The sequence below is a fragment of the Marinomonas phycocola genome, from assembly GCF_047525455.1.
Classification (GTDB): domain Bacteria; phylum Pseudomonadota; class Gammaproteobacteria; order Pseudomonadales; family Marinomonadaceae; genus Marinomonas.
The window spans coordinates 21,331-47,442 of record NZ_JBLIXL010000007.1 but is presented as its reverse complement, the minus strand read 5'-3'; the positions used below and the strand labels follow the sequence as shown (position 1 = coordinate 47,442).

Below are 26,112 nucleotides of genomic sequence, written 5' to 3'. Positions count from 1 at the left end.
GACATGGTGTAAGTTTAATCACAGACATTTGATGTTCATTAAAGCACATTCATTTTTTAGTATGTCTAGGAAGAGTTGCGTTGCTGGCCCTGTTTTGTCTTTTTTCCCGAAAATTGAAAAAAACCGTATCGACTGGCGGTTCCCTGAAAGCAAAGGCAGTGCTTTCAGTTCTCCCTGTTCCAATCTTATTGCAATTTCAGATATGGGTAACCAAGCGAATCCCATGCCTTTTGAAACGATTTCTATCACAGATTGAACGTTAGGGACAGTCCAGCTAAATGCAGAGGTGGCGTTATGGCTGTGTTCGCTATTGCCTGCTGTGTTTGCGGCAATAATGTGCAGTTCATTTGAAAGGTGTTCAACTGAAATGCTTTCTGTTTGATAAAACAAAGAGTGGCAGGGTGAGGCAACGGCTAGTATATCGGTTTCAACAATAAGGCTAGCAGAAAAGCCATTAGGTATATCAGGGCAAATAAGAAGGTCTGGTGCTTCCTCTAACGGTATTTCTTCCAGACTTTGAGTTGAGTCCCTTAATCTAATCAGCGTGCCACGGCTTTGTAATTGAAAAACTTGTAATGCTTTTAAAAGAGGAATGGTGGGAAATGCACCATCAATGATCACTTCAATTTCAGTCTCCCAACCTGTTCTAAGAGTGTGGGCTAACGTTTCTAATTCAATGGCTTCTTCTAAGAGTTGTCGAGAACGCTTTATTAGAACATGCCCCTGATCGGTTAATTGCGCTTTTCTACCTTCAATCACTAATAATGGGTAACCCAGTTGCTCTTGTAGCTTGGCAACGGTGTAACTCACGGAAGATTGGCTTTTGTGAAGTGCTTCTGCGGCCTGAGAGAACCCCCCACAATCGACTACTGCCAATAAAACTCGCCATTGCTCTAATGTAACTCTTGCTGTTTTTTGCATTTTTGTGCCTCAAGGCTGTTGCTTGGGGTGGCTTATAAGCGTGTTCCATAAAAGATTAAAGTTTCAATGCTTTAAGGCTGATTCGTTTCCTTTTTACATCGACTTCGAGAACGACAACTTTGACGATTTGACCTACCCGTACTAATTCTCTTGGATCTTTTACAAAGCGATCTGACAGCTGAGAGATGTGAATAAGCCCATCTTGATGTACTCCAATATCAACGAAAGCACCAAAAGCAGCCACATTCGTTATGCTTCCTTCTAATACCATTTCTGGTTTGAGATCGTCGATTACATGAATATCTTGTCTAAAATTCGCGTATGTAAATTCAGGTCTAGGATCGAGCCCTGGCTTTTCTAATTCAGACAATACATCGTTAAAGGTGTAATCATCAACGTCACTAAATAAGTGTCTTTGTTGCTTAATTTTATTAATCAGGTTGGCGTTTTCAATGAGATTATTGACAACATTATTCGTGTTTTTCGCCATCCTTTCTACCAGATGGTAAGACTCAGGGTGAACGCCTGATGAGTCTAACACATAGGGCGAAGTAGGAATCCTTAAAAACCCCGCGCATTGTTCAAAGCATTTCTCACCGATACCTGAAACTTTTTTTAGATCTTGTAATGAGGTAAATAAACCGTGTTTATTGCGATATTCAATAATATTCTCAGCGAGCCTAGGTGTTAAGCCTGAAACAAAGCTCAGTAAACTGGATGACGCTAAATTTAAGTTGACCCCAACTCGGTTTACACAATCTTCTACAACGGCTTTAAGGGCTGTAATCAGAGTACTGTTTTTTAGGTCGTGTTGGTATTGTCCTACTCCAATAGCTTGAGGTTCTATCTTAACAAGCTCTGCTAAAGGGTCTTGTAGTCTGCGTGCAATGGAGATAGCCCCTCGAATTGTGACGTCTAAATTTGGGAACTCTTTTGATGCAATGGGAGACGCTGAATAAACAGAAGCACCCGCTTCACTAATAATAACGGATTGGCAGGTCAAGTTATTGTCTTTGATTAGCGCTTTAATGAGTAAATCTGTTTCTCTAGAGGCGGTTCCATTACCTATCGCAATGAGGTCTATATTGTTACTTTTAATAAGATTCAATAGTGTGTGATTAGAGTGGTTTATTTTATTCTGAGGTGGGTGGGGATAAATAACCGCGTGATTGACACACAAACCGTTTTCGGTAATTACTGCTATTTTTACACCATTTCTAAACCCAGGATCAACACCGAGCACCGCTTTCTGCCCCGCAGGGGGAGACATTAATAAATCTGAAAGATTGTTCGAAAAAACATCGATTGCTTTTGACTCTGCATTGTCTTTTAAATTAGCTAAAATCTCACTTTCGATTTTTGGGAGTATTTTCTCTTCCCAAGCCTTATTTAAAACATCTCTTTTAAAAGGAGATAGCTTAGCTATGCTGTTTTTGTTATTTGTGGCATTGTTTGAGGGTATGTCTTGTAACAAAAATGAAGGGAATCCACTTTCTTCAGTATCGAATGAAATGTTTATTTTGAGAATGTTTTCTTTTTTTCCTCTTAATATAGCCATCATTCTATGTGGAGGGATTTTTTTAATCGACTCTGAAAAATCAAAATAGTCTTGAAATTTCTCTCCTAATTCTTTTTTCCCTCGCATGACTCGGCTTTTTATTATTCCTTGATGTAATAAGCTCTTTTTAGTTTCTTGTAGTAAAGGGACATGCAAGCTTAATGTTTCACATAATATATCTAAGACACCCTTGTATGCATCTTCTTCTGTGATCATTACCTTGTGGTCCTCACACCACTTTTGAGCTTCTTTTATCTGGAAAGTATCCCATTGATTCCAACTTAAATCTGCTAAAGGTTGTAGACCTTTTTCTATTGCTAGAGAGGCTTTACTTTTCTTTGAGGATTTATAAGGCGCAAATAAGTCTTCGAGTTGACTCTTTGTCTCAGCATTAAGCAAGGCTGATTTTAATAGGGGGGATAATGCATTTTGTTCTGATAGTTGGCTCAAAATGTAAGTTTGTCTTTTTTCAAAATCGTCTAAATATTGCCACCGATCAAAAAACAACCTTAATTGAATGTCATCCATTCCTTCTGTAACTTCTTTTCTATAGCGAGCAACAAATGGAACGGTTGAGCCATTTTGAAAGAGCTCAATTGTTTTTTTAGCTGAGTTTAAAGAGATAAAAAACTCAGAAGTTAGCTTTTTGAGGGTGTTAGACATATGCAATCTCATTCCTTACACACTGTTAACGATACTTTTAAAAAGTTTGTTAGATATTTGGTGAATAATTTACTAAAATCTATTTCATAGAATAATATGTTAAGTTTGTTTTATAAATTGCCTTTTTATAGAGAGAATGCTTTGAAATTGAGAAACTTATCTCACTATAAAACTATTTGAATACGTGAGTAGTTACCATTTTAGTTTCATTTTTCATTGTACCTGATTTAAAAAAAGTAAATGGACTTAATGTATAGTGAATTTACTGAAGAAAAGTAAAGCACGTCGTTTTAAACATCTACTTTCTGAAATGTATAGGAGTTTTATATGAGTCTATTGCTTGAACTGGCTGGTAACAAAGCAAAAGCGCGCGCAGCAGCGAAAGAGTTAACTATCCCGCAATTAGAAAATCTAATAGCCGGGTTTAATAATGCATTGATTAAGCTTAAAGAAGAAGAAGCTTTAATCGTAGCTCAAGAAGCTGAGAAGGCGGCAGCAGCTGGGAAAATCGCTCAGCTGATTGCCGACAGTGGTTTAACAATGGAAGAAGTGGCAATGCTTTCTGCGCCTAAAGCAGCCGTCGCAAAAGGCAAAACAGTTGATCCAAAATACCGTCTTGAAATCGAAGGTGAGGTATTTGAATGGACTGGCCGTGGCCGTACTCCTAAAGTGTTTCAAGAATACTTTGATCAAGGCAATACAAAAGAAAGTTGCATGATCTAAAGGTTTTATTGAAGCCCTTTAAGGAAAGGTTTTAAAAACCGCCTGATGGTATTCATCATGCGGTTTTTTTGTGTCTATATTATTCTACGCATCAATACGTTTGTATTTTATACGTGTTGGTGTTGCTTCATTACCAGTACGTTTTTTGTAGTCAATTTCATACTCAGCGTAGTTACCTTCAAAGAATACGGCTTTTGAATCGCCTTCGTAAGCAAGAATGTGAGTACAAATACGATCCAAGAACCAACGATCATGAGAAATAACGATGGCAGCACCAGGGAATGAAAGTAATGCATCTTCTAGGGCACGTAATGTTTCAACATCAAGGTCATTGGTTGGTTCATCCAGTAGCAATACATTGCCGCCTTCTTTAAGCAGTTTTGCGAGGTGCAAACGGTTACGCTCACCCCCCGACAAGTGCTTAACCAATTTCTGTTGATCGGAGCCTTTAAAGTTAAAGCGACCTATGTAAGCACGAGACACAACTTTGTAGTTATGGACTGTGATCATGTCTTGGCCGTCAGCAATTTCTTCAAAGACAGTTTTATTACCATCCAGTTCACGCATTTGGTCTACGTAAGCCAGTTGTACTGTTTCGCCTAGTGTTACAGTACCTGTATCGGGTTGTTCTGTACCTGCGATCATTTTGAACAGAGTGGATTTACCTGCACCGTTACCACCAACTACACCCACAATTGCGCCTTGAGGCACAACCATGTTGAAGTCTTCTAGTAACATCTTGTGTTCGAAGCTTTTGCTGACGCCTTTGATCTCGATGACTTTGTTACCAAGACGTGGTCCTGGTGGAATATACAATTCGTTGGTTTCGTTACGATCTTGGAACTCTTGAGAGTTCATCTCTTCGAATCGAGCCAAACGTGCTTTGGATTTAGATTGACGACCCTTAGCGCCTTGGCGAACCCATTCAAGCTCAGACTTGATGGCTTTTTGATGGGAAGCTTGTTGTTTTGACTCTCTTTCAAGTCGTGCGTCTTTTTGTTCTAGCCACGAAGAGTAGTTGCCTTCGTATGGGATACCATGCCCACGGTCAAGCTCAAGAATCCAACCTGCTGCGTTATCAAGGAAATAACGGTCATGGGTAATCGCCACAACAGTACCTGGATAGTCTTTTAAGAAGCGTTCTAACCAAGCAACCGATTCAGCATCCAAATGGTTTGTTGGTTCGTCTAGAAGGATCATGTCTGGCTTGTCGAGTAATAGACGACAAAGCGCAACACGGCGACGCTCACCACCAGAAAGAAACTCTACTTTTGCATCCCAAGGTGGAAGGCGAAGTGCATCGGCAGCCACTTCAAGAGCGCGTTCTAAGTTGTGTCCTTCTTTGGATTCGATCAAGGCTTCAAGCTGGCCTTGTTCCTTAGCAAGCGCATCGAAATCTGCATCAGGTTCTGCGTATTCTGCGTACACAGCGTCCAAACGCGCCATCGCCTTGATCACGTCAGCAAACGCTTCTTCAACAATACCTCGAACATTTTTTTCTGGATCAAGATGCGGTTCTTGCTCTAAGTAACCAATTTTGATGCCCGGCATTGGGCGAGCTTCACCATTATGTTCGGTGTCGACGCCCGCCATAATGCGTAGGAGCGTGGATTTACCTGAACCGTTAAGACCTAATACGCCTATTTTTGCCCCAGGGAAGAAAGATAAGGAAATATCTTTCAGTATTTCACGCTTAGGAGGGACAACTTTCCCTACGCGATTCATGCTATATACGAATTGAGCCATGAGAGAATGCTTTTTTAGGTTAATTGGATTGTTATATTGAATACAAGAATTTTTATATATTCAGGTATATGTAAACACAGGATAACACAAGGGAGAAAATGGAAAAATATACCTAATGTACAGAACTTAAAAAAAGCAATATCTATTTCCTTTTCTTGCAAAATTAAAGTTGATTTAATATGGGAAAAACGCTTTTATGGAACAGTGTTGTTGCTGAGAGGGAGAAGTCACGAATAGGTTAGTTAGCGAAACTAAAAAAGCATAATCATAGACGCCCCTATAACCACTAAAGCAGAGCCAGTCCAAGCGCCTATTGTAGGGTTTTGACCCGTGGTTAGCCATATTGCAGGCAATATTAATACGGGAGTGGTTGCAGATAAGGTGGTCACAATGCCAATATTTCCTTTGCCTATACCCCATACGAGAATGCTCATTCCTATTACCATACCGATGCAAGCCATAATGGCTAATTGACCGTAGATAGCCAAAGGGATGTCTCTAAAAATAAAAGGTTTAAGAGAAGCTGAACGTCGTTTGTAATACAAATGATAAGCAAGTAATAATGTAATGGCTCCGCTACTGACACGAATAGAGGAGACTGCAATCGAGTCTGCTCCATCTAATAGAGCGGGTTTACTTAATAGTGCTCCTGATGCTTGACCTAAAGCGCCACCTAACCCCATTAATATTCCAACGTAGAGTTTTCCTCTGGTTTCTTCCCAAGCGTGCTCTTGATATGTTCGTTTGCCAAATAAAATGGCGACAATCACGCCAGCTAACACGATAAAGCAAGCGAATAACTCTACTAATGACAGTGCTTCATTAAAGAGTACCCACCCAAGACAAATGGAAATGGGCGCGTTTGTTGCGAATAGCACCCCTGCTCGCCTAGGGCCTAGGCGTGATACGGCTGCAAACAATAAAGAGTCACCAATAACAATTCCCACTACCCCAGATAAAACAAGGCTTCTCGAATGAGCTAAAATAGTGTGATCAAAGCGATTACTAATAACACTAATGCAAAGTAAGATAAAAGCAGCAATGATTATGCGAAACGTATTGAAGCGCATCACGCCAAACGCTGTAATCAGTTTAGGCGCCATTAAACTAGATAGTGTCCAACAAAAAGCTGCAATTAATCCTGATAATTCCACAAATGTCATTTTGAATCCCTGCAAAAAAATAGCGATCAAGAGAAAGGCTTAGAAAGGCATGAGAGGTAGCTATATTATTGCTGGGTTGGTATTATTTGCAAGTCAAATAACGCTGTTATAGAAACAGTAAAAATTCTTCTTAGTTAGGTTTTGAGAACCAATATGCGATGTCCTTTTTGTGGTGCTCACGACACGAAAGTTGTTGACTCTCGCCTTGTTTCAGAAGGCGCCCAGGTAAGACGCCGACGTACTTGTAATGCATGTAACGAGCGTTTTACAACCTTTGAGGTTGCTGAGTTACAAATGCCACGCCTTATTAAAAGCGATGGTAGTAGAGTGCCATTCGACGAAGATAAAATGCGCAATGGCATTCTTAAATCCATTGAGAAACGTCCTGTCAGTATGGAAGAAATAGAAACCTCTATCACCCGCATCAAAGAAAAAATGCAAGCAACGGGTGAAAGGGAGTTACCTTCAATGTGGCTGGGTGAAGCGGTTATGGATGAATTAAAGTTGTTAGACCAAGTGGCGTATGTCCGTTTTGCCTCAGTATATCGGAGTTTTAAAGATATCAGCGAATTCCGTGACGAGATTGAGCGGTTGGAAAACAGTGTAAATACGAAACCTTCATCTTTAAAGGAAATCACATAATGCCACAACCTCACTCATTCTGGATGTCTCAAGCGTGCCAATTAGCGAAAAAGGGCTTTTATACCACACATCCTAATCCAAGAGTCGGCTGTGTTTTAGTTAAAGAAGACGAAAAAATTGGGGAAGGTTTTCATCTTAAAACGGGGGAAGCGCATGCTGAAATTAATGCACTTCAATCCACAAGCATTGATCCCGCTGGTGCAATCGCGTATGTGACATTAGAACCTTGCAGTCATCAAGGTAAAACTGGGCCTTGTGCACAAGCTCTAATCGACGCAAAAATTGCTTGTGTTGTTTACGGTATGCAAGATCCGAATCCAGCCGTGTCTGGTAATGGATTGGCGACACTCCGCGCGGCTGGTATTACCGTGATTGGCCCTGTATTAGAAGATGAGTGTGCTGCATTGAATAAAGGCTTTATTAAGCGTATGACCGAAGGTCTGCCGTTTATTCGATTGAAGATGGCAATGAGCTTGGATGGACGTACCGCAATGGAATCGGGTGAGAGTCAGTGGATAACGGGTACCGATGCTCGTATGGATGTGCAACGATTGAGAGCGCAAAGTGATGCCATTGTGACGGGGATTGGAACTGTATTAGCCGACAATCCAAGCATGACCGTTAGAATTGACTCCAATGACAATATGGTGGACGCGAAAACGGTCCGTCAACCTAGACGTATCGTGTTGGATACCGCACTTTCTATTACGCCTGAATCTAAAATCCTTTATCCCGCAAACCAAGCAACGATCTTTGCATTAGAAGACGAAATTGAAGCGGAACATGTAACCACATTAAGTAAAAGAGGGGTGGAAATCTCTTTTGTTGATCGTGGTGAAGATGGGCGGATGGATTTGCTTTGTATTATGGAACAGCTAGCAGACGAAGGTATTAATGAGGTACTGGTTGAGTCTGGCTCTGAATTAGCTGGCAACTTTCTTCAGCAAGGTTTGGTGGATGAGGTTGTTGTGTATATGGCGCCAAAATTGATGGGCTCTTTAGCACGTCCTTTGTTTCAGTTACCACTTGAATCGATGAGCGAATCTGTTGATTTAATCATTCAGTCTGTTCGTCAAGTGGGACAAGATTTACGCATTACTTTTGTGCCTGTTTACCTAGATGAAGCAGAAGAAGAGTAAAGATAAATAGATAAAAGCAGACGATAATTTAGATACTTCGATTCGGCCTATGAGCTTTCCATGGGTTTCGACATTTTATAGGCAGCCTAACAATGAGGATCTCATTAATGTTGTCTAAGTTTAAAAATAGGCAGAGCTATGGCAATTAATACTATTGAAGAGATTTTAGCGGATATTCGTCAAGGTAAAATGGTTATCTTGATGGACGATGAAGATCGTGAAAATGAAGGCGATCTGATTATCGCAGCCGAATGCATCACGCCTGAAATGATCAATTTTATGGCGGTTCATGCTCGGGGGTTAATTTGTTTAACCTTAACCCATGAACGTTGTGAGCAATTAAATTTACCTTTAATGGTGCTTAATAATGGTGCGGCATATTCAACGAATTTCACTTTATCGATTGAAGCGGCTGAAGGGGTGACTACGGGTATCTCTGCGGCGGATAGAGCGTTAACGGTGAAAAGAGCGGTGATGGCGAATGCCAAGCCTGAAGATATTGTGCAGCCTGGGCACATTTTTCCTTTAATGGCTCGCCCTGGTGGTGTATTGAGCCGTGCAGGTCATACGGAAGCGGGCTGTGACTTAGCTAGAATGGCTGGGTACGAAGCCGCCTCTGTGATTGTAGAAATCATGAATGATGATGGAACAATGGCTCGTCGTTCAGATTTAGAGAAGTTTGCCGAGAAACATGATTTAAAAATTGGTACAATTGCCGACCTTATTCATTACCGTACGTTGAATGAAACCACAATACAGCGTGAATCAGAAGAAATCATCCAAACGGAAGCGGGTGAATTTAATATGATTACGTATCGTGACACCGTTCATGGGTTGTCTCATTTAGCGTTTGTTAAGGGGCAGCCACAGAAAGACATTCCTACTTTTGTTCGAGTTCATGTTCCTGATTTAGCAAGAGACTTAACGGGGGCTGTTACAAATGCCAGTAAACAAAGTTGGTCAATGCATAAAGCAATGGAGTATGTAGGTGAACAAGGTGAAGGTGTGGTGTTATTGATTGATACGATTGATAAACCCACGGATATGGCAGCTCGTTTTGCGACGTCATTGAATCCACCAGGTGGAAAAGGCTCTGATAAAAGTGGTTCAGGCATGTATTTAACGGTCGGTACAGGCTCTCAGATCTTAAAAGATCTGGGTGTTGGCAAAATGAAGTTATTGAGTTCACCGATGAAGTACTCATTAACTGGATTTGATTTGGAAGCGGTAGAGTTTATTCCTTACGAGAGAAGTTAAAACAGACCTTTAGTGTGGTTTATTAGATGCGCGGGTTTATCCGTGTAGCTCTAAATGTTTTGTTCTTCGCTGTATTTGTAAAGAAGAGATGATTGTTGGGCTGGTCACGGGGGGGCATTTCCGTGTTTAGACTAGGAAATAGCAAAAAAGGCGAAATGAATGCCGTTATTGCTGTAAGTGCTGTTATTCGTGGTGGCACGCCACACGTTAAATACGATGTTGATGAAGATGTTAAAAGCTTAGGCTATTTGGTGTTGGGATTTGGCATTTCTGTTTCTTTTGGTGTATTAACTGTAGATATTATTGAGCAAGCTATTAAGTGAACAGACTAAACAATAGGTAATAAAGGCCGAAGTCATTTTATCTGTGTTGAGATTGTTACTAGATTGCGTAGCTTGGATTATTGAGGAAAAAAATGAGCGAAGTAGATAAGTCTACCCAACCAAATAAGGGTTCTAAGCCAAAAGCTAAGAAGCCATCTCGTTCGCAATTGCGCAGCGCTTCTCGTAGCTTCGCATTGCAGGCTGTTTATCAATGGCATATGAATCGTACTCCAATTAATGAAATTGAAGTGCAATTTGCTGTTGATCATGATTTAGGTACATGCGATAAAGTCTATTTCCGTGAATTAATTCAAGGTGTGACCGTACGAGCAAATAAATTAGACGATCTTTTTGAGACTTTATTAGATAGATCTTTATCTGAGTTAGATCCAATTGAATTGACTATTTTACGCATTGGTAGTTTTGAGTTATCAGAACGTTTGGATGTTCCTTATCGAGTTGTTATTAATGAAGGCGTTGAATTGGCGAAATCATTTGGTGCAACCGAAAGTCATAAATACGTGAACGGTATATTAGACAAGCTTTCTCAGCGAGTTCGTCGTGAAGAAATAGCGGCGCGTCGCGAAAGATAATAATAGTATTGCCTTGAAAAGCCATCTTCAATGATGGCTTTTTTATGTCTGCTGGGGTGGATTTTAAACCGATCTAAACTCTAATTTCCGTATTTTGAGATGTCCTATATGAAAGAATTTGAGCTTATTCAGAGTATTTTTAAAAACGCTTCTATGGCAAATATAGAAGGGCGTAATGATATTCTATTGGGGATTGGAGACGATTGCGCTCAAGTGAAGGTGCCTGCTGATCAAACCTTGGTGTTTTCAATGGATACCTTGGTGGAGGGCAGGCATTTTCCTTATGATGCGGATCCTGCTGCAATCGGCTATAGAGCCGTAGCGACGTGTGTTAGCGACCTTGCTGCGATGGGAGCAAAGCCTGCCTTCTTTACCTTAGGACTGACACTTCCCAATTCAGACGCTCAATGGCTGGCTGCATTTGCGCAAGGTATGGCGGAATTGGCCGAGCCTATTGGTTTGATTTTGGTGGGAGGCGATACAACAAAAGGGCCGTTAGCCATCACTTTGCAGGTGCATGGCTACATTGAAGCATCGCTATGCCGAGTTCGTTCAGGAGCCTTACTGGGAGATGATATTTATGTGACTGGTTGTTTGGGAGATGCATCTGCCGCTGTTCCTATAGTAACGGGAGAAAGGATTGTTCAGCATGATATATATGAATATTTTTATAATCGCTATTGGCGACCAACTCCGCGTTTGATTGGGGGTATGGCACTGAAAAGAGTGGCTTCATCCATGATGGATATCTCAGACGGCTTAGCCCAAGACGTTCAGCACATCCTGTTAGGATCTGGTGTAGGAGCTGTTATTGATGGTCGCCTTGTGCCTATTTCTGACACTTTACGGGAGTGGCAGCCAGAGAGTGCTCTTAGCCTTGCCCTGACGGGAGGGGATGATTATGAGCTTTGCTTTACCGCTCCTAACTCCATGAGAGAGGACATACTTCTGATTACGCAGACATTGCATTTACCTTGTACTCGTATAGGGCATGTTGTTGAGTCTGGTTTTACGATTGAAGGGTATTCAGGGCATTTAAATGGCTGGCAGCATTTTTAATTCGCCATACTATTATTTTACATTGGTTAAGAGGTTTCTATATGACAGATAAAGTACCCAATTCCGTATGGCGTAACCCCGTTCATTTTCTTGCGTTTGGTTTAGGCTCTGGTACGGTTGATAAAGCACCGGGCACGTTTGGTACTCTGGCTGCGATTCCCATTTATTTGTTGATGCAGCATTGGGCTGATCAGACCTATTTGATCATGCTTATATCAACCTTCATTGTGGGTGTGTATTTGTGCGATAAGACTTCAAAAGACCTTGGAGTACATGATCATTCGGGTATCGTTTGGGATGAGTTTGTTGGCTTTTGGATTACTATGTGGATGGCGCCTGAAGGGTGGCTGTACATTATTATTGGTTTTGCATTCTTTCGCTTGTTTGATATTTTAAAACCTTGGCCAATCTCTTGGCTGGACAAGAAGGTTCATGGTGGTTTTGGCATTATGATAGATGATGTATTAGCGGGTGTGTTTGCTTTTTTTGCATTGCAGGGGCTAATTTATCTCGGTGTATAAATGCTTTGATGAACGCATAAGACTGGATTTTTCGTTTTGTCTTATCTTTCATTGCGTTTTAAATAGTTCTCTATCCCTCGTATCATTAGCGATAGACTGAGGGTAAGAACTAAATACATAAAAGCGACAACATTATACGTTTCAAAAAATTGGAACGTGGATGCACTAAATACTTTTCCCATTTGTGTAATATCTTGCACGCCTAAGACCGAAACAAGTGCTGAATCTTTAATCATGGCGACAAAGTCGTTTCCAAGTGGCGGTAAAATTTTCTTTATTGCTTGAGGAAAAATGATAAAGCGAAAACGTTGCCAGCCATTTAACCCAAGCGCTTTAGCGGCTTCAATTTGACCTTTATCAACTTCCTGTATTCCTGCTCGAAACACTTCTGCTAGAAAAGCGCTGTAACTGATTGTGAGTGCGAATATTGCTCGCCAAATCATGCTGAAATCACGGGTTCTCGCTGTTGTTACAAAACCTTGTTCTATTAGATCTTGTAGGGCCCAGTTATATAGCTTTATAAGCTCGGGAGCGCCCACAAAAGCAATGTAAAACAAAATCACAAGTACCGGAATTCCGCGAATTATTTCAACGTAAAACGTTGCCAATTGCCGAATGAGTGTAAAGCGAGAAAAACCAGCAAGAGCAACAAATAAGCCAATCACGGTGGCTAAGCAAAAAGCCATTAATGTGACGCCGATAGTGACCCATAAGCCATTGCTTAATGTGCTGAATATTCTGGTATAACCTTGGTCAGAAACAATGTTCCAACTTAGCAGTAATCCAATAATTACCGTAAACAGAAGCCACCAAGGGAATTGAGAAGAAGAGCGTTTTATAATCATAATGCTTAATAAAGTAAACCCACTTTCCCGAAGAAAAGTGGTTTAAAATTGTTATTGATTAGTTGTTGTAATCAAAGAACCATTTTTTATTGAGCATTTCTAAAGTTCCATCTTCCTTCATGCTAATAATGGCGGCATTGATTGCCGGTGTTAAATCAGAGTTAGGCGTTAGAATAAAACCAAATTCTTCTGTTCCAAGAGGATCACCAACCAGTTTGAAGATGCCAGGGTTAGCACCAATGTAACCACGAGCAGACGATGCATCCATTAGAACCATATCTACGTCACCTGTTTTTAAGGCTTGAACAGATGCTCCAAATGTTTCAAACAGTTGTATACGACTGTTGTTCTCATCACCATTTAATACGTTATACACTGCAACATAAAAATTGGTAGTGCCCGGTTGTGCGCCAATTAATAGGTCATCATTCTTTGCAAACGCTGTGTGCTCTTTGAAGCGTTCTTCATCTTGACGAACTAACATAAACTGTTGAGACACCATATAAGGAATCGAAAAGTCGATTTCTTTTTTACGTTCCTCATTTATGGTTATTCCGTCCATTCCCACGTCAAACTGACCTTGCTTTACCGCTTGTATCATTGTATCCCAACTGCTTAGTTTCCAATCTACTTTAGCGTTTAAGCGGTGAGCTATTTCATTAAAGGCATCGTACTCCCAGCCTATTCCATTGCCTGTTTTAGGATCAATGAAATTTAATGGTGAATAGGCGTTCTCAGTTACAGCGACAATGGTTCTGCCGTCTAAATCAGGTAACGGAGCTGTGTCGGCTAGCATTGGTGTGGAGAACAAAGCGGCAGATGTGGTAATGGTTGCCATTAAAAAAGTAGATAGTTTCATAATGTACCTTAAACATAGGTTGTCGTTAGATAGAAGCCGAATACAGGCGTTTTTCAAAAAATGCTGAAAAGCTGAACTTCCGTGATGCTTTTGCTGCTGCTAATAAGCCTAAATCGACGATTGGTTCAAGTAAAACAACGCTCATGTAAGCACTGCCAAACATGGCGACAGAGACTAAGTTGCTTGCTTCAAAACCTTGACCGTAAACAGCCCAGAATGCAACCCATGCAATAATGCCACCTTGATAAGTTAGTGACAGCTTTAATGTTTGAGCGTAGGTTAAATCGACGTATTTAGTTGTGTTTGGAATGGTTCGTTTCGCTATCTCTGCCATTGCAAATAAAGGCAGTAACAACGTGGTTACGTTCATTCCGTATTGAGGCAAATCGATTGGAGCAAAGAAAACGCCTTGTATTAATAATCCGCCGATTAAGCCAATGCCGGCAGCGGCAGGGCCTAATAATAGAAAGAGTGATGACCCAAGAATCAAATGAACTTCTGAAACCCCAACTGCGTGGTGCATAAAAAGTTCAAAGAATGCGAATACGGCGACAATAGCCATAATGCTACGAATGAGCAGCTTGCGGACACCGTCTTGTTTTATTGCATTTAAAGACGCTTTGGCAACAAGCCCAAAGGAAACGGTTGCTGTGGCGTAGCTTAAAAGAAGCTTAGCGCCAGTGACTAATTCTGGTTCAATATGCATAATAATATTCCATAAATTACACCCACCCGTGTAATAGATTAAGGTTGCACTAGGCCGGTCTCCAGACTTCTGATCAACTAAAATCAGTTTACTGTTGCGGGGGCAGTAACAGAGTTACACTGTTTTCCCGTTTCACTCTGTTCAGAGCACCTAGTGGAGAAAAAAAGAGTATATCTTTTTTTTACCCGAATGGTTATGAACAGTCGTCTTTTAAGCATGAAAGTTATGCATATATTCAAGATCAATGATTCGCTGAAAAGAATTATGCTGTTATGATGAAGCGGTTTGAATTTAAAAGAGCGACTTGATGATATTTATTGAGTTTAAGTATTAAAATAATGAATTACACTCTACAACGTCAACACGCTTTTCTGTGAAAAATATGAGAATACCATGCTAACTGATACGGTACAGCAGGCTTACTGCTTGGAACAAATGGGAGTGGTAAACTGGGTGCCAAAGGAATCTACATTAGAGACTCCCTCTCTCCCCCGTCCTTTCATACCTTGGGTAACCGAGCATTCTCAGGTGCCTGTTTTTCAAAGGGAAGCAGAAAGCCTATCTCAAAACGCGGCGACTTCTTTTGGCTTTCAACCTGTTCCTATGTTGGATGACCCTGAGGTTACTCAAAAAACAGTAACAGAGCTAAAGGAAGAATTGTTATCGAATTCGTCTGTTATTGTTGAAGATTTACAACCTATCGAAGAGTTCGCCGTAGACATTTCTCCTTCGACTGCACAAGAAGATATATTGGTTCAGTCTTTTTCCGCCCAATTATATAGTATAGAGCGCCGCCTTTTGATAATAACCCACATCCCTCAGGTATTTGATGAGTACGATGCGATTGAAAATTTGACATTAAAAATGTCTAAGGCGTTATTAAGGCACTCTGTTCAAGAATGGCAATCTGCTCGTTTTTCTTGGCCTGAAAAATTGCATAATTCATATTTTGTAGAAAAAACTGATTGGATGCTAGGTGCCCTGGAAAGCTTTGTAGAGCGCTATATTGAAGAGAGTCAAGATGGATCAATGTTAGTTGTGGCGGGAACTCAGCTACAAAAAGTGATGGATGCGTTGCCGACATCATCCGTAATTGCTTCTCTGCCTAGAGCTAATATTGTCAGTTTACCTGAGTTATATCGTATCCCTGAGTTAAAGCGAGACGCTTGGAATGAACTGCAAAGGATGAGAGATCTATGATTCGAGAGGCATTAATGAGTGATCTCAATTCGATTGTTGAATTGGATCTAGTTAGCCATTCTTATTCATGGGGGGAAAAGCTGATAACAGATGCCTTATCAACCCGTTCGAACTGGGTAGTTGAAGATGATCTAGAAGGGAAAATCATTGGTTGGTTGACGGCTTCCTCGCTTTTAAATGAGTCGGAGCTCGAATTGATTCTGATTCATCCTGATTATAGACAGCAAGGTTTTGCAAAACAGTTGATGCTAACGTGGATGTTGACTATGGAAGGTAAGCAGGTAGATCACTTTTTATTGGAGGTACGAGCGTCGAATAAATTGGCTGTGTTTTTGTATTTAAGCATGGGGTTTCTTCAAGTTGGGCTTAGAAAAAATTACTATTCAACTGAAATAGGCATGGAACCTGCGCTTTTAATGAGTCGGCAATTAGAGTGTAACTAATAGATCGTAGCGCATTTCATAAAACGTCAATGAGTTAACTAAGTGAAAGGAAAAAAAATGGCAACGTTACTTGTGCCGATAGCAAACGGCAGTGAAGAAATAGAAGCAATTACCATTATTGATGTATTACGTCGGGGTGGGGTTGAGGTTGTTGTAGCCAGTATTCATGAAAGTAAAACAATTTGTGCTGCTCGTGGCTCTAAAATCGAAGCCGATGAGCTTTTGACGGATGTTCAAGATAGCATGTTTGATGCTATTGCACTTCCTGGTGGAATGCCTGGCGCAGAGAACTTAAGAGAGTGTAAATTGTTGATCGATATCCTAGAAAAGCACGATATTCAAGATGCTCTATTAGCGGCTATTTGTGCTGCTCCAGCATTGGTGTTTGGTACTCATGGTTTCTTAGTAGATAAACAGGCAACTTGTTATCCTGGCTTTGAAAGTGGTTTGACTGGTGCTGAATACATTTCGGATCAGCCTGTTGTTATGGATGATAATACTCTCACGAGTCAAGGCCCTGCAACAGCAATGACTTTTGCACTCAGTTTGTTGGCAAATTTGAAAGGCTATGATGTGGCTCAAGAGGTCGCAGACGGTCTTTTGTGTTAGATACTTTCCTATTTATTAAGAAAAAACTATTCTTGACTTTTTGGTCAATTAAAATGCAAAGAAAATACACTATTCCCTTCTCAAATACGGCCTTTTTAGTAGATATTATTACTGCCTGAGAGTAGAATTGTTAGGATTTTTGGGACATCACAGCAAGTTTTTCTTCTGTTGATTTCTTCAATACAGCAATTCCTAAAAAGCGAGATGAACTAAGCTGTTCGTCTCGCTTTTTTGCAACCTGAACGGCTTAAAATGGGAGGCTCCTTTGGCAACATCAGCAATTCTTGCTCTTGAAGATGGCACTGTATTTAAAGGCACGTCGATTGGAGCGAATGGCTCATCGACTGCTGAGGTAGTGTTTAATACCTCGATGACTGGTTATCAAGAAATTCTAACTGACCCTTCCTATGCACGACAAATCGTTACTCTAACGTATCCTCATATTGGTAATACTGGTGTCAATTCAGAAGATGAAGAGTCGAGTAACACATGGTGTGATGGACTTATCATTAGAGATTTGCCGCTTGTTGCGAGTAGTTGGCGCTCAGAAGAAACATTAGATGCTTATTTAAGGCGCAAGGGCGTGGTCGGTATTGCTGATATCGATACACGTAAATTGACTCGCATTTTGCGAGAAAAAGGCTCTCTTGCGGGCTGCATCATGACTGGAGAGTCTATTTCAGAAGCGGAAGCTATTGCTAATGCACAGTCTTTCCCTGGGTTAAAGGGAATGGACTTAGCAAAAGAAGTCACGGTGAAAGAGTCCTATGAATGGACTGAATCCACATGGGATTTAGTTGATGGTCATACGACACCAACGGAACTTCCATTTCATGTTGTTGCTTATGATTATGGTGTTAAGCGAAACATTTTAAGAATGTTGGTGGAGCGTGGTTGTCGTTTGACGGTTGTTCCTGCACAAACACCCGCAAAAGATGTGCTTGCGTTAAATCCTGATGGCGTCTTTTTATCTAATGGTCCGGGTGATCCAGAACCTTGTGATTACGCAATTTCAGCGATTAAAGAAATTCTAACGACGGATGTTCCTGTTTTTGGTATTTGTTTGGGGCATCAACTTTTAGCTTTAGCAAGTGGTGCGAAAACAAAAAAAATGAAGTTTGGTCACCATGGTGCAAACCATCCAGTGCAAGATCTTCAAAAAGGCATTGTAATGATTACCAGCCAAAACCACGGTTTTGCAGTAGATGAGGACAATATGCCAGATCATTTGGTGGCAACTCATAAGTCTTTATTTGATGGGTCATTACAAGGTATTGCCCGTACTGATAAGTCGGCATTTAGTTTTCAGGGTCATCCAGAAGCAAGTCCAGGACCGCATGACGTTGCGCCTTTGTTTGATCAATTTATTGAAAATATTAAAGCTAATAAAGCCTAACTGGGGACAGAACTACTATGCCAAAGCGTACTGATATAAAAAGCGTATTGATTTTAGGTGCTGGCCCGATCGTTATCGGGCAGGCATGTGAATTTGACTATTCAGGTGCACAAGCGTGTAAAGCGCTACGTGAAGAAGGTTTTCGAGTTATCTTGGTAAACTCGAATCCTGCCACGATTATGACCGATCCAGTTATGGCGGATGCCACTTATATTGAACCCATTGAGTGGCAAACAGTGGAAAAGATTATTGAAAAAGAACGACCTGATGCGGTTTTACCGACAATGGGTGGCCAAACCGCGCTTAATTGTGCGTTAGATCTTGAGCGTCATGGTGTTTTAGAAAAATACAATGTTGAAATGATCGGCGCAACGGCAGATGCTATTGATAAAGCAGAAGATCGTGATCGTTTTGATAAAGCAATGAAAGCGATTGGCCTTTCATGCCCACGCGCAGGCATCGCTCACAGTATGACAGAAGCGTTGGAAGTACAAGCGAGCTTAGGTTTCCCTTGTATTATTCGTCCTTCTTTTACTATGGGTGGCACCGGTGGCGGTATTGCATACAACATGGAAGAATTTGAAGAGATATGTATGCGTGGTTTGGATCTGTCTCCAACCAATGAATTGTTAATCGATGAATCTTTGATTGGCTGGAAAGAATACGAGATGGAAGTCGTTCGTGATAAAAACGACAACTGCATCATCGTATGTGCGATTGAAAACTTTGATGCAATGGGGGTCCACACGGGTGATTCTATCACGGTCGCACCAGCGCAAACCCTAACGGATAAAGAATATCAAATCATGCGTAATGCTTCTCTTGCCGTGCTGCGTGAAATTGGTGTTGAAACTGGCGGATCCAATGTTCAATTTGGCATGGATCCGAAAACAGGTCGTCTTGTTGTTATTGAGATGAATCCGCGTGTATCTCGCTCATCTGCTCTAGCATCTAAAGCAACGGGTTTCCCTATTGCCAAAATTGCCGCTAAATTGGCAATTGGGTATACGTTAGATGAGTTGCAAAATGACATTACTGGCGGTCGTACACCGGCAAGTTTTGAGCCTGCAATTGATTATGTCGTAACAAAAATTCCTCGTTTTACTTTTGAGAAATTCCCAACGGCAAATGACAGACTGACGACACAAATGAAGTCTGTGGGTGAAGTTATGGCGATTGGTCGTACATTCCAAGAGTCTTTACAGAAAGCGCTTAGAGGTTTGGAAGGGGGGGCTGATGGATTTAATCCTCAGTTGAACTTTAGCAAAGAAAACTCCAAAGAAAAGCTGATTTATGAACTGAAATCACCTGGTTCAGATCGCATTTGGTATATCGGAGATGCTTTTCGTTCTGGTTTGTCTGTTGATGAAGTGTATGAGTTAACGGGCGTTGATCATTGGTTCCTAGTTCAAATTGAAGATTTAATTAAAGACGAAGCCTTTTTAGCTGATAAAGGCTTAATTGATCTTGATTACGATGAAATGCGCCGTTTGAAGCGTAAAGGCTTCTCTGATGCTCGTCTTGCTCAATTATTGGATGTTACTGAAAAGTCATTGAGAGAGCGTCGTTATTTATTGGATGTGCACCCAGTTTATAAGCGTGTTGATACTTGCGCTGCTGAATTTGCAACAGATACCGCATATATGTATTCAACGTACGAAGAAGAGTGTGAAGCAGAACCAACAGATCGCCAAAAAATTGTTGTGCTAGGTGGTGGCCCTAATCGTATTGGACAAGGTATTGAGTTTGATTACTGCTGCGTTCATGCTGCGTTAGCATTACGTGAAGGTGGTTATGAAACCATCATGGTGAACTGTAACCCAGAAACAGTCTCAACAGATTACGATACATCAGACCGCTTGTACTTCGAACCAGTAACGCTTGAAGATGTGTTAGAGATTGTTCGTAAAGAAAAACCAATGGGTGTAATTGTTCAGTTTGGTGGACAAACTCCACTGAAAATTGCTCGTGCACTTGAGGCAGAAGGTGTGCCAATCATTGGGACAACTCCAGAGGCAATTGATCGCGCTGAAGATCGTGAACGTTTCCAAAGTATGATTCAGCGTTTAGGTTTTAAACAGCCACGAAATGCAACGGTTCGCAGTACTGATCAAGCGATCATGAAAGCGACAGAAATTGGTTACCCTCTTGTTGTGCGACCTTCCTATGTATTAGGTGGGCGTGCAATGGAGATTGTTTATAACGAATCTGAATTGGTTCGTTATATGACGAATGCGGTGAAAGTATCGAATGAGAGTCCTGTACTGTTGGATCATTTTTTGAACGCGGCCATAGAAATGGACATAGATTGTATTTCTGATGGTAAGCAAGTGGTTATCGGTGGGATTATGCAGCATATTGAACAAGCGGGCGTTCACTCAGGTGATTCTGCGTGTTCTTTACCTCCATATTCTCTTTCAGAAAAAGATCAAGATGCAATTCGTGACATGATTAAGAAAATGGCCTTAGAGCTAGGGGTTATTGGTCTTATGAATACACAATTGGCTTTGCAGAACGGTGAAATATACGTTATAGAAGTTAACCCTCGCGCGTCTCGAACGGTGCCTTTTGTATCTAAATGTGTTGGCCGTTCCTTGGCTCAAGTTGCAGCAATGGTTATGGCGGGTAAATCGCTAGAGGAACTTGGGTTTACAGAAGAAATAATTCCTGATTATTACAGTGTAAAAGAAGCGGTATTTCCGTTTAATAAATTCCAAGGTGTTGACCCAATTCTTAGTCCTGAAATGAAGTCTACAGGCGAAGTTATGGGGATCGGCGATACGTTTGCTGAAGCTTTTGGAAAAGCGGTTCTGGGTGGCGGTACTGTTTTACCTACTTCTGGTATGGCTTTCATCAGTGTGCGAGATATGGATAAGGAAAACTCTGTTGCCGTGGTCGAGCGCTTAATTGAGTCTGGGTTTGATATTGTTGCAACATGTGGAACGGCGAAATTCTTAGCGAACAAAGGCATCTCTGTACGCAAAGTAAATAAAGTAAATGAAGGTCGTCCTCATATTGTCGATATGTTGAAAAATGGAGACATTGACTACATTATTAATACAACAGAAGGGACGCAGGCAATTGCTGACTCATCAGTAATTCGTCGTACAGCATTACAGCGTAAGGTTTGTTACACTACTACGTTGACTGGTGCTGAGGCGACAAGCTTAGCGATTAGTCTCAAAGAGGAAACCAAAGTTAGAAGATTGCAAGATTTGCATTTGGGGAAATAATGAGAAAAGTACCAATGACAGTGGTGGGCGAGGCAGCACTTCGAGAGGAGTTAAATAATCTGAAAACTGTCCACCGTCCGCGTATTATTGCGGACATCGCGACAGCTCGTGAGCACGGTGATTTAAAAGAAAATGCGGAATATCATGCCGCACGAGAAGAGCAGGGTTTTACTGAAGGTCGTATTAAAGAGATCGAAGGTAAGCTTGCTGATTCTCAAGTAATTGATGTCAAAACGATTCCTCATACGGGTAAAGTTGTGTTTGGTTCAACGGTTACCCTATACAATGTGGATACAGAAGAGACTGTGGTTTACCGTATTGTTGGTGACGATGAAGCGGATGTGAAGAAAAAGCAAATTTCTTATGCTTCTCCAATTGCCAAAGCAATAATTGGCAAAATGGAAGGTGATGAAATTAATATCAAAATCCCAAGTGGTGAAGTGGTTTACGAAATAGAAAAAGTAGAGCATATCTAGTCATTTTAGTATTTTGAATAAATTAAGAAGGCAGAGTAGTGTATACACTTACTCTGCTTTTTTTTGTTTACAATAAAGAGACGAAAGGTTGGGCCGATAGCATTTTGTGGGTAAGCTTATCTATGTTGGGTGGTAGATTTTTTACGATCAAATTGCGGAATGTTGAGTGGATTATGAGAAAGTTTTGGATTTTATTGCTGGTTTGTATTGTGGGTTTGGTTGGTTGTGGTACCCCTGAGGGTGGGACAGTAGAAGAGGAAACATCGACCACAGAAACAGAAACTCCGACGACTGAAACACCAACCACAGAGACGCCGACGACAGAAACGGAAATACCGACTAGTTCAGTCAGTTTACCCGATGTTATTAGTAGCCTAAGTGCAGAAGCGCAGGAGAGTGCAGTGACGTTAACGTGGTCGGAAGTTACGGGTGCCGATACCTATACGGTGTATTATGCGCTTGAGAGTATGGCTGGTTTGTCGAGTTTGTCGGCTGTCGTATCTCTAATAGAAGGGAAAACGGTTGGAGGTTTGACGGGAACGAGTACGACCATTGAAAACTTAACAAATCAAGCGGAATACTTTTTTACCATGACGGCTGTTAATAGCGCAGGTGAAGGTGGTCGAAGCGCGGAAGTAAGAGCCACTCCCATTTCAAATGGTGCGCCAGAAAATTTAGTTGCTGTGGCTGGAAATCAGCGAGTAGAACTGACTTGGGCCGAAGTGTCTGATGCAGCTTCTTACAATGTTTATCATGCAACAGAAAGCTTTGCGTCATTAAGTGACATATCGAATTACTCCTCATTGGCTGGAGGTACACTTGTTTCTGGTATTACCGGTGCTTTAACCAGTGTCTCACGTTTAACGAATGATACACCTTACTTTTTTGTTGTTACATCTGTTGCTTCTGATGGAGTGGAAAGTGCTATAAGTGTAGAGGCTTCTGCAACGCCAAGCGTTTCTGCTGCTACAGTTACGTCTAGAGTGCTAACAGATACTGGAATAGATTTTGGTATCGACTTCCCTGACTATGTGAGTGATCCCAACGCAGCAGGTAATCATAATGCTGATTGCAGTGGAACATTTGTAGAGCTGCAAGATTGTTCTACTGGTCTTGATTCGACAAGTAATGATCCTATAGATGGTTTCGCTGGTTTTAGTTATACAAAACTGGATGCTTTGGGTTCACCTTTGGCAGAAACGGAGACTTTTTGGAATTGCGTTCAAGATAATGTCACTGGATTGGTTTGGGAGGTTAAACAAGGAGGTAATGGTTTCAAGGCGGATCAAGGTCTGCATGATGTTGATGATATATTCAGCTGGTATAACCCTGATATTGCAGAAAATGGTCGTGATTCAGGAGGAGAAAATACGCAGCCACTTGCTTGTTTTGGTTATACTGAAAGTAGTGAGAATTTTTGTAACACAAAAGCGTTTGTAGAGCGTGTAAATACGAGCAAATTGTGTGGGAAAAGTGATTGGCGAATGCCATCACCTAGTGAATTATTAGGGTTGGTGCATTTTGGTGAAAGCTCTCCATCAATAGATACAAACTTTTTCCCCAATATAGAAAGTGGTGCCAAGTTCTGGTCTAACGGATCTGATCCTGAAAACACAGAAAGCCATAAAGCGTGGGTTATTTTGTTTGATGTGGCTAATGCAGCGACATTAACAGGTGGAAGTCTTGTTCTGTCAGAAAGTAAAAACGCAGGTCGTTCTGTTCGCTTGGTTAGTGGGGACTAGTTATGTTGAAAAAAATATTTGGATTTATATGCTTAGGGTATTTAAGTGCAGGTTCCGTTTCTGCGTATGCTGAGCAGGTAAATTGTAAGCCGAATAATATTACGCCTACGACAGCCTCATCACGATTTACTATTAATGGTGATGAGACTGTTACGGATTTAAAGACAGGCCTAATGTGGAAGCAATGTGCTGAAGGACTGTCAGGGAGTGATTGCGAGACGGGTAGTGTCAGTTCTGCATTTTGGGATGTCTTTTTACGAAGTGTAATTACCTTAAATGAAGGTGATGGGTTTGCTGGTCATACAGATTGGCGTATGCCAAATGTAAAAGAGCTTCGCTCTATTGTAGAGGAGCAGTGCTACCGACCTGCCGTTAATTTAGAGGTGTTTCCAAATACTCCTATTGTAAGTTTTTTTACTTCAACACCAGTGAAAGATGTTTCTCAAGATAATATTTGGGTTGTGGAGTTTATTCATGGACGGGTTGAAACCCAACGTTTGAACTCGGGCGGCTCTCTTCGCTTGGTTCGAAATGCAGTGCAAGAATAAGGATGGCATATAAAAAAACCACACTCATATTCTATATACCGTTAGAGTATGAGTGTGGTTGTTTTTCTGTTCTAAAGATTAATTATGACTGTGCTTTTTTAAAGGCTTCGATTAGTGCTTGTGTTGATGTGTCCAGTTCTGCATTATCCGTGCTTGATGAAAGCCTTTGTGCTATATCTGTTCCCAATACCTTGCCTAATTCTACACCCCATTGATCAAAAGAATTTATGCCCCAGATGGCCCCCTGAACAAAAGTTTTATGTTCGTACAGTGCGATGAGTGAACCAACAGTGAAGGGAGTGAGTTTCTCAGTTAATAACGTGTTACTTGGACGATTTCCCTTAATGACTTTGTGTGGTGCGATTTTATTTATTTGTTCGTTTGTTGCACCGCTGTTTTTAAGCTCATCTTTTGCTTGAGTAAGTGTTTTTCCAACCATAAGAGCCTGAGATTGGCTAACACAGTTTGCAAATAACTGTAGGTGGTGATCATTTACAGGGTTGTGAGTTGTTAAAGGTGCTATAAAGTCTACTGGTACGAGTCGAGTGCCTTGATGCAGTAGTTGATGATAAGCATGTTGGCCGTTTGTACCTGATCCGCCCCATATTATTGGACCTGTGTCTATTTCTGTGTTGGAGCCGTCTTGGTGATTGGCTTTACCATTACTTTCCATATCTAATTGCTGAATGTGGGCAGGGAGGCCTCGCAAGTAATGATCATAAGGAATAAGTACATGGGATTGTGCTCCATAAAAATTGCAATACCAAATGCCTAATGTTCCCATTATTACTGGTAAGTTTTTTTCTAAGGGTGCTGTTTTAAAGTGGGTGTCCATCTCATGGGCACCGTCAAGTAAGGCGCGAAAGTTTTCCATGCCTACTGAGACAGCAATCGGTAACCCAATGGCTGACCAAAGGGAATAACGACCACCAACCCAGTCCCACATTGGGAATATATTTTCTTCTGCGATACCAAATTCAACCGCCTTTTTAACGTTAGAGCTTACCGCTGCAAAATGCTTGTGTATTTGATTCTCTTGTCCGCCATTACGTAGAAACCACTCTCTAGAAGCATTTGCGTTATATAGAGTCTCTAGTGTTCCAAATGATTTTGATGAAACAATAAATAGAGTCGTTTCAGGATCCAGTTTTTTTAACTTTTCGCTAATGTCCGAGCCGTCAATATTTGCAATGTAATGGACTCGTATGGTGTCTTGGGCGTAGGGTTTTAATGCCTCAGTAACGACCTTTGGGCCAAGGTAGGATCCACCAATGCCAATGGAAACAACATCAAGGATTTTTTTATTGGAATAGCCTCTCCATTGACCACTCTGGAGTTGCCAAACAAATTTTTCCATTTGTTTTAAGGTAGATCGTACTTCTGCCAATACATTGCTGTTATCTACTACTAAAGACTCTTGAGCGTGGCTGGCTCTTAGTGCGGTATGTAATACACTGCGGTTTTCTGTTGAGTTGATAGTATCGCCTTGAAACATTTTATTTCTAAGGGATTCAATGTCCGCTTCTTTAGCCAGTTGAGTTAGGAGAGACAGTGTTTTTGACGTTGCTCGGTTTTTTGAAAAGTCCAAGGTCCAGCCTGCAGCGTTTACAGTGCATTCTGTAATACGATCAGAGTGTGTATCAAAAATTTGTTGGATGCTAGTCGCGTCGACTTCTGCACGATGCTCGGATAGTGCTTTCCAAGATGGTAGGTGTGTTGGTGACGTCATTACTCTCTCCTAAAAATA

At 41.2% G+C, this 26,112-nt stretch carries 24 protein-coding genes and 1 riboswitch; of the genes, 16 read left to right on the top strand and 8 right to left on the bottom strand.

Translation table 11 applies throughout. The annotated features are described in order from the left end of the window. Positions 1–18: 18 nt before the first annotated feature. On the bottom strand, positions 19–921 hold the full coding sequence (locus ACMUMJ_RS07145; RefSeq protein WP_414678125.1) for a LysR family transcriptional regulator: 903 nt from the start codon (positions 919–921) through the stop codon (positions 19–21). Positions 922–976: 55 nt separating this feature from the next. Then, entirely contained in the window at positions 977–3,142 is a 2,166-nt protein-coding gene (locus ACMUMJ_RS07140) for a helix-hairpin-helix domain-containing protein (protein ID WP_414678124.1), read from the bottom strand. Between the two features lie 327 nt (positions 3,143–3,469). On the opposite strand from ACMUMJ_RS07140, the gene ACMUMJ_RS07135 reads away from it, so the two are divergent. Beyond that, positions 3,470–3,865 carry an H-NS histone family protein gene (locus tag ACMUMJ_RS07135; protein ID WP_414678123.1) on the top strand — a complete coding sequence of 132 codons (396 nt, stop codon included), beginning with the start codon at positions 3,470–3,472 and terminating at the stop codon, positions 3,863–3,865. 84 nt (positions 3,866–3,949) lie between these two features. Here ACMUMJ_RS07135 and ettA read toward each other — a convergent pair whose 3' ends face one another. Both ettA and ACMUMJ_RS07125 read right to left on the bottom strand, forming a co-directional pair. Next, the gene (gene ettA, locus ACMUMJ_RS07130; RefSeq protein WP_414678122.1) at positions 3,950–5,611 is read right to left on the bottom strand and encodes an energy-dependent translational throttle protein EttA; all 1,662 of its coding nucleotides are present in this window, start codon (positions 5,609–5,611) and stop codon (positions 3,950–3,952) included. 251 nt (positions 5,612–5,862) lie between these two features. After that, a complete protein-coding gene (locus ACMUMJ_RS07125) occupies positions 5,863–6,774 on the bottom strand; it encodes a DMT family transporter (protein WP_414678121.1) in 912 nt (303 codons plus the stop codon). 153 nt (positions 6,775–6,927) lie between these two features. On the opposite strand from ACMUMJ_RS07125, the gene nrdR reads away from it, so the two are divergent. The 7 genes from nrdR to ACMUMJ_RS07090 all read left to right on the top strand — a co-directional run bounded on the left by nrdR (position 6,928) and on the right by ACMUMJ_RS07090 (position 12,308). After that, on the top strand, positions 6,928–7,416 hold the full coding sequence (gene nrdR / locus ACMUMJ_RS07120) for a transcriptional regulator NrdR (RefSeq protein ID WP_414678120.1): 489 nt from the start codon (positions 6,928–6,930) through the stop codon (positions 7,414–7,416). Further along, positions 7,416–8,555: a bifunctional diaminohydroxyphosphoribosylaminopyrimidine deaminase/5-amino-6-(5-phosphoribosylamino)uracil reductase RibD gene (ribD, locus tag ACMUMJ_RS07115; RefSeq protein WP_414678119.1), complete on the top strand. Its 1,140-nt coding sequence runs from the start codon at positions 7,416–7,418 to the stop codon at positions 8,553–8,555. Before nrdR ends, ribD begins: the two co-directional genes overlap by 1 nt. Positions 8,556–8,693: 138 nt before the next feature. Next, a complete protein-coding gene (gene ribBA / locus ACMUMJ_RS07110; RefSeq protein WP_414678118.1) occupies positions 8,694–9,812 on the top strand; it encodes a bifunctional 3,4-dihydroxy-2-butanone-4-phosphate synthase/GTP cyclohydrolase II in 1,119 nt (372 codons plus the stop codon). A 122-nt stretch (positions 9,813–9,934) separates the two neighbouring features. Further along, the gene (locus tag ACMUMJ_RS07105) at positions 9,935–10,135 is read left to right on the top strand and encodes a 6,7-dimethyl-8-ribityllumazine synthase (protein ID WP_414678117.1); all 201 of its coding nucleotides are present in this window, start codon (positions 9,935–9,937) and stop codon (positions 10,133–10,135) included. A 92-nt stretch (positions 10,136–10,227) separates the two neighbouring features. Next, complete coding sequence (gene nusB / locus ACMUMJ_RS07100) at positions 10,228–10,728, top strand: transcription antitermination factor NusB (protein ID WP_414678116.1); 501 nt, start codon at positions 10,228–10,230, stop codon at positions 10,726–10,728. 108 nt (positions 10,729–10,836) lie between these two features. Next, positions 10,837–11,787 carry a thiamine-phosphate kinase gene (gene thiL, locus ACMUMJ_RS07095; RefSeq protein ID WP_414678115.1) on the top strand — a complete coding sequence of 317 codons (951 nt, stop codon included), beginning with the start codon at positions 10,837–10,839 and terminating at the stop codon, positions 11,785–11,787. A gap of 41 nt (positions 11,788–11,828) precedes the next feature. After that, complete coding sequence (locus ACMUMJ_RS07090) at positions 11,829–12,308, top strand: phosphatidylglycerophosphatase A family protein (protein ID WP_414678114.1); 480 nt, start codon at positions 11,829–11,831, stop codon at positions 12,306–12,308. Positions 12,309–12,349: 41 nt separating this feature from the next. On the opposite strand, the gene ACMUMJ_RS07085 is transcribed toward ACMUMJ_RS07090, so the two are convergent. From ACMUMJ_RS07085 to ACMUMJ_RS07075, 3 genes are read right to left on the bottom strand one after another with little or no spacing between them, the layout of a single operon-like run. Then, the gene (locus ACMUMJ_RS07085) at positions 12,350–13,153 is read right to left on the bottom strand and encodes an amino acid ABC transporter permease (RefSeq protein ID WP_414678113.1); all 804 of its coding nucleotides are present in this window, start codon (positions 13,151–13,153) and stop codon (positions 12,350–12,352) included. A gap of 58 nt (positions 13,154–13,211) precedes the next feature. Further along, entirely contained in the window at positions 13,212–14,012 is an 801-nt protein-coding gene (locus ACMUMJ_RS07080; protein WP_414678112.1) for a transporter substrate-binding domain-containing protein, read from the bottom strand. 25 nt (positions 14,013–14,037) lie between these two features. Continuing rightward, entirely contained in the window at positions 14,038–14,718 is a 681-nt protein-coding gene (locus tag ACMUMJ_RS07075) for an energy-coupling factor ABC transporter permease (RefSeq protein ID WP_414678111.1), read from the bottom strand. A 35-nt stretch (positions 14,719–14,753) separates the two neighbouring features. Further along, a riboswitch (cobalamin riboswitch) is annotated at positions 14,754–14,887 on the bottom strand. A gap of 224 nt (positions 14,888–15,111) precedes the next feature. Here ACMUMJ_RS07075 and ACMUMJ_RS07070 point away from each other — a divergent pair. The 8 genes from ACMUMJ_RS07070 (at position 15,112) to ACMUMJ_RS07035 (ending at position 24,365) form a co-directional block, all read left to right on the top strand. Next, positions 15,112–15,918, top strand: a complete 807-nt coding sequence (locus tag ACMUMJ_RS07070; RefSeq protein ID WP_414678110.1) for a hypothetical protein — start codon at positions 15,112–15,114, stop codon at positions 15,916–15,918. Positions 15,919–15,932: 14 nt separating this feature from the next. Continuing rightward, complete coding sequence (gene rimI, locus ACMUMJ_RS07065) at positions 15,933–16,361, top strand: ribosomal protein S18-alanine N-acetyltransferase (RefSeq protein WP_414678109.1); 429 nt, start codon at positions 15,933–15,935, stop codon at positions 16,359–16,361. Between the two features lie 57 nt (positions 16,362–16,418). Further along, on the top strand, positions 16,419–16,970 hold the full coding sequence (locus ACMUMJ_RS07060; protein WP_414678108.1) for a DJ-1 family glyoxalase III: 552 nt from the start codon (positions 16,419–16,421) through the stop codon (positions 16,968–16,970). A gap of 265 nt (positions 16,971–17,235) precedes the next feature. Next, positions 17,236–18,366 (top strand): glutamine-hydrolyzing carbamoyl-phosphate synthase small subunit, encoded by a 1,131-nt coding sequence (carA, locus tag ACMUMJ_RS07055; RefSeq protein ID WP_414678107.1) that lies wholly within the window; start codon positions 17,236–17,238, stop codon positions 18,364–18,366. A gap of 17 nt (positions 18,367–18,383) precedes the next feature. After that, positions 18,384–21,599 carry a carbamoyl-phosphate synthase large subunit gene (carB, locus tag ACMUMJ_RS07050; RefSeq protein ID WP_414678106.1) on the top strand — a complete coding sequence of 1,072 codons (3,216 nt, stop codon included), beginning with the start codon at positions 18,384–18,386 and terminating at the stop codon, positions 21,597–21,599. Then, on the top strand, positions 21,599–22,075 hold the full coding sequence (gene greA / locus ACMUMJ_RS07045) for a transcription elongation factor GreA (RefSeq protein ID WP_414678105.1): 477 nt from the start codon (positions 21,599–21,601) through the stop codon (positions 22,073–22,075). The genes carB and greA overlap by 1 nt, the downstream gene beginning before the upstream one ends. 173 nt (positions 22,076–22,248) lie before the next feature. Further along, a complete protein-coding gene (locus ACMUMJ_RS07040; protein WP_414678103.1) occupies positions 22,249–23,817 on the top strand; it encodes an Lcl domain-containing protein in 1,569 nt (522 codons plus the stop codon). 2 nt (positions 23,818–23,819) lie between these two features. Then, complete coding sequence (locus ACMUMJ_RS07035) at positions 23,820–24,365, top strand: Lcl C-terminal domain-containing protein (RefSeq protein WP_414678102.1); 546 nt, start codon at positions 23,820–23,822, stop codon at positions 24,363–24,365. An 82-nt stretch (positions 24,366–24,447) separates the two neighbouring features. Here ACMUMJ_RS07035 and pgi read toward each other — a convergent pair whose 3' ends face one another. After that, positions 24,448–26,094 carry a glucose-6-phosphate isomerase gene (gene pgi / locus ACMUMJ_RS07030; protein WP_414678101.1) on the bottom strand — a complete coding sequence of 549 codons (1,647 nt, stop codon included), beginning with the start codon at positions 26,092–26,094 and terminating at the stop codon, positions 24,448–24,450. Positions 26,095–26,112: the final 18 nt, after the last annotated feature.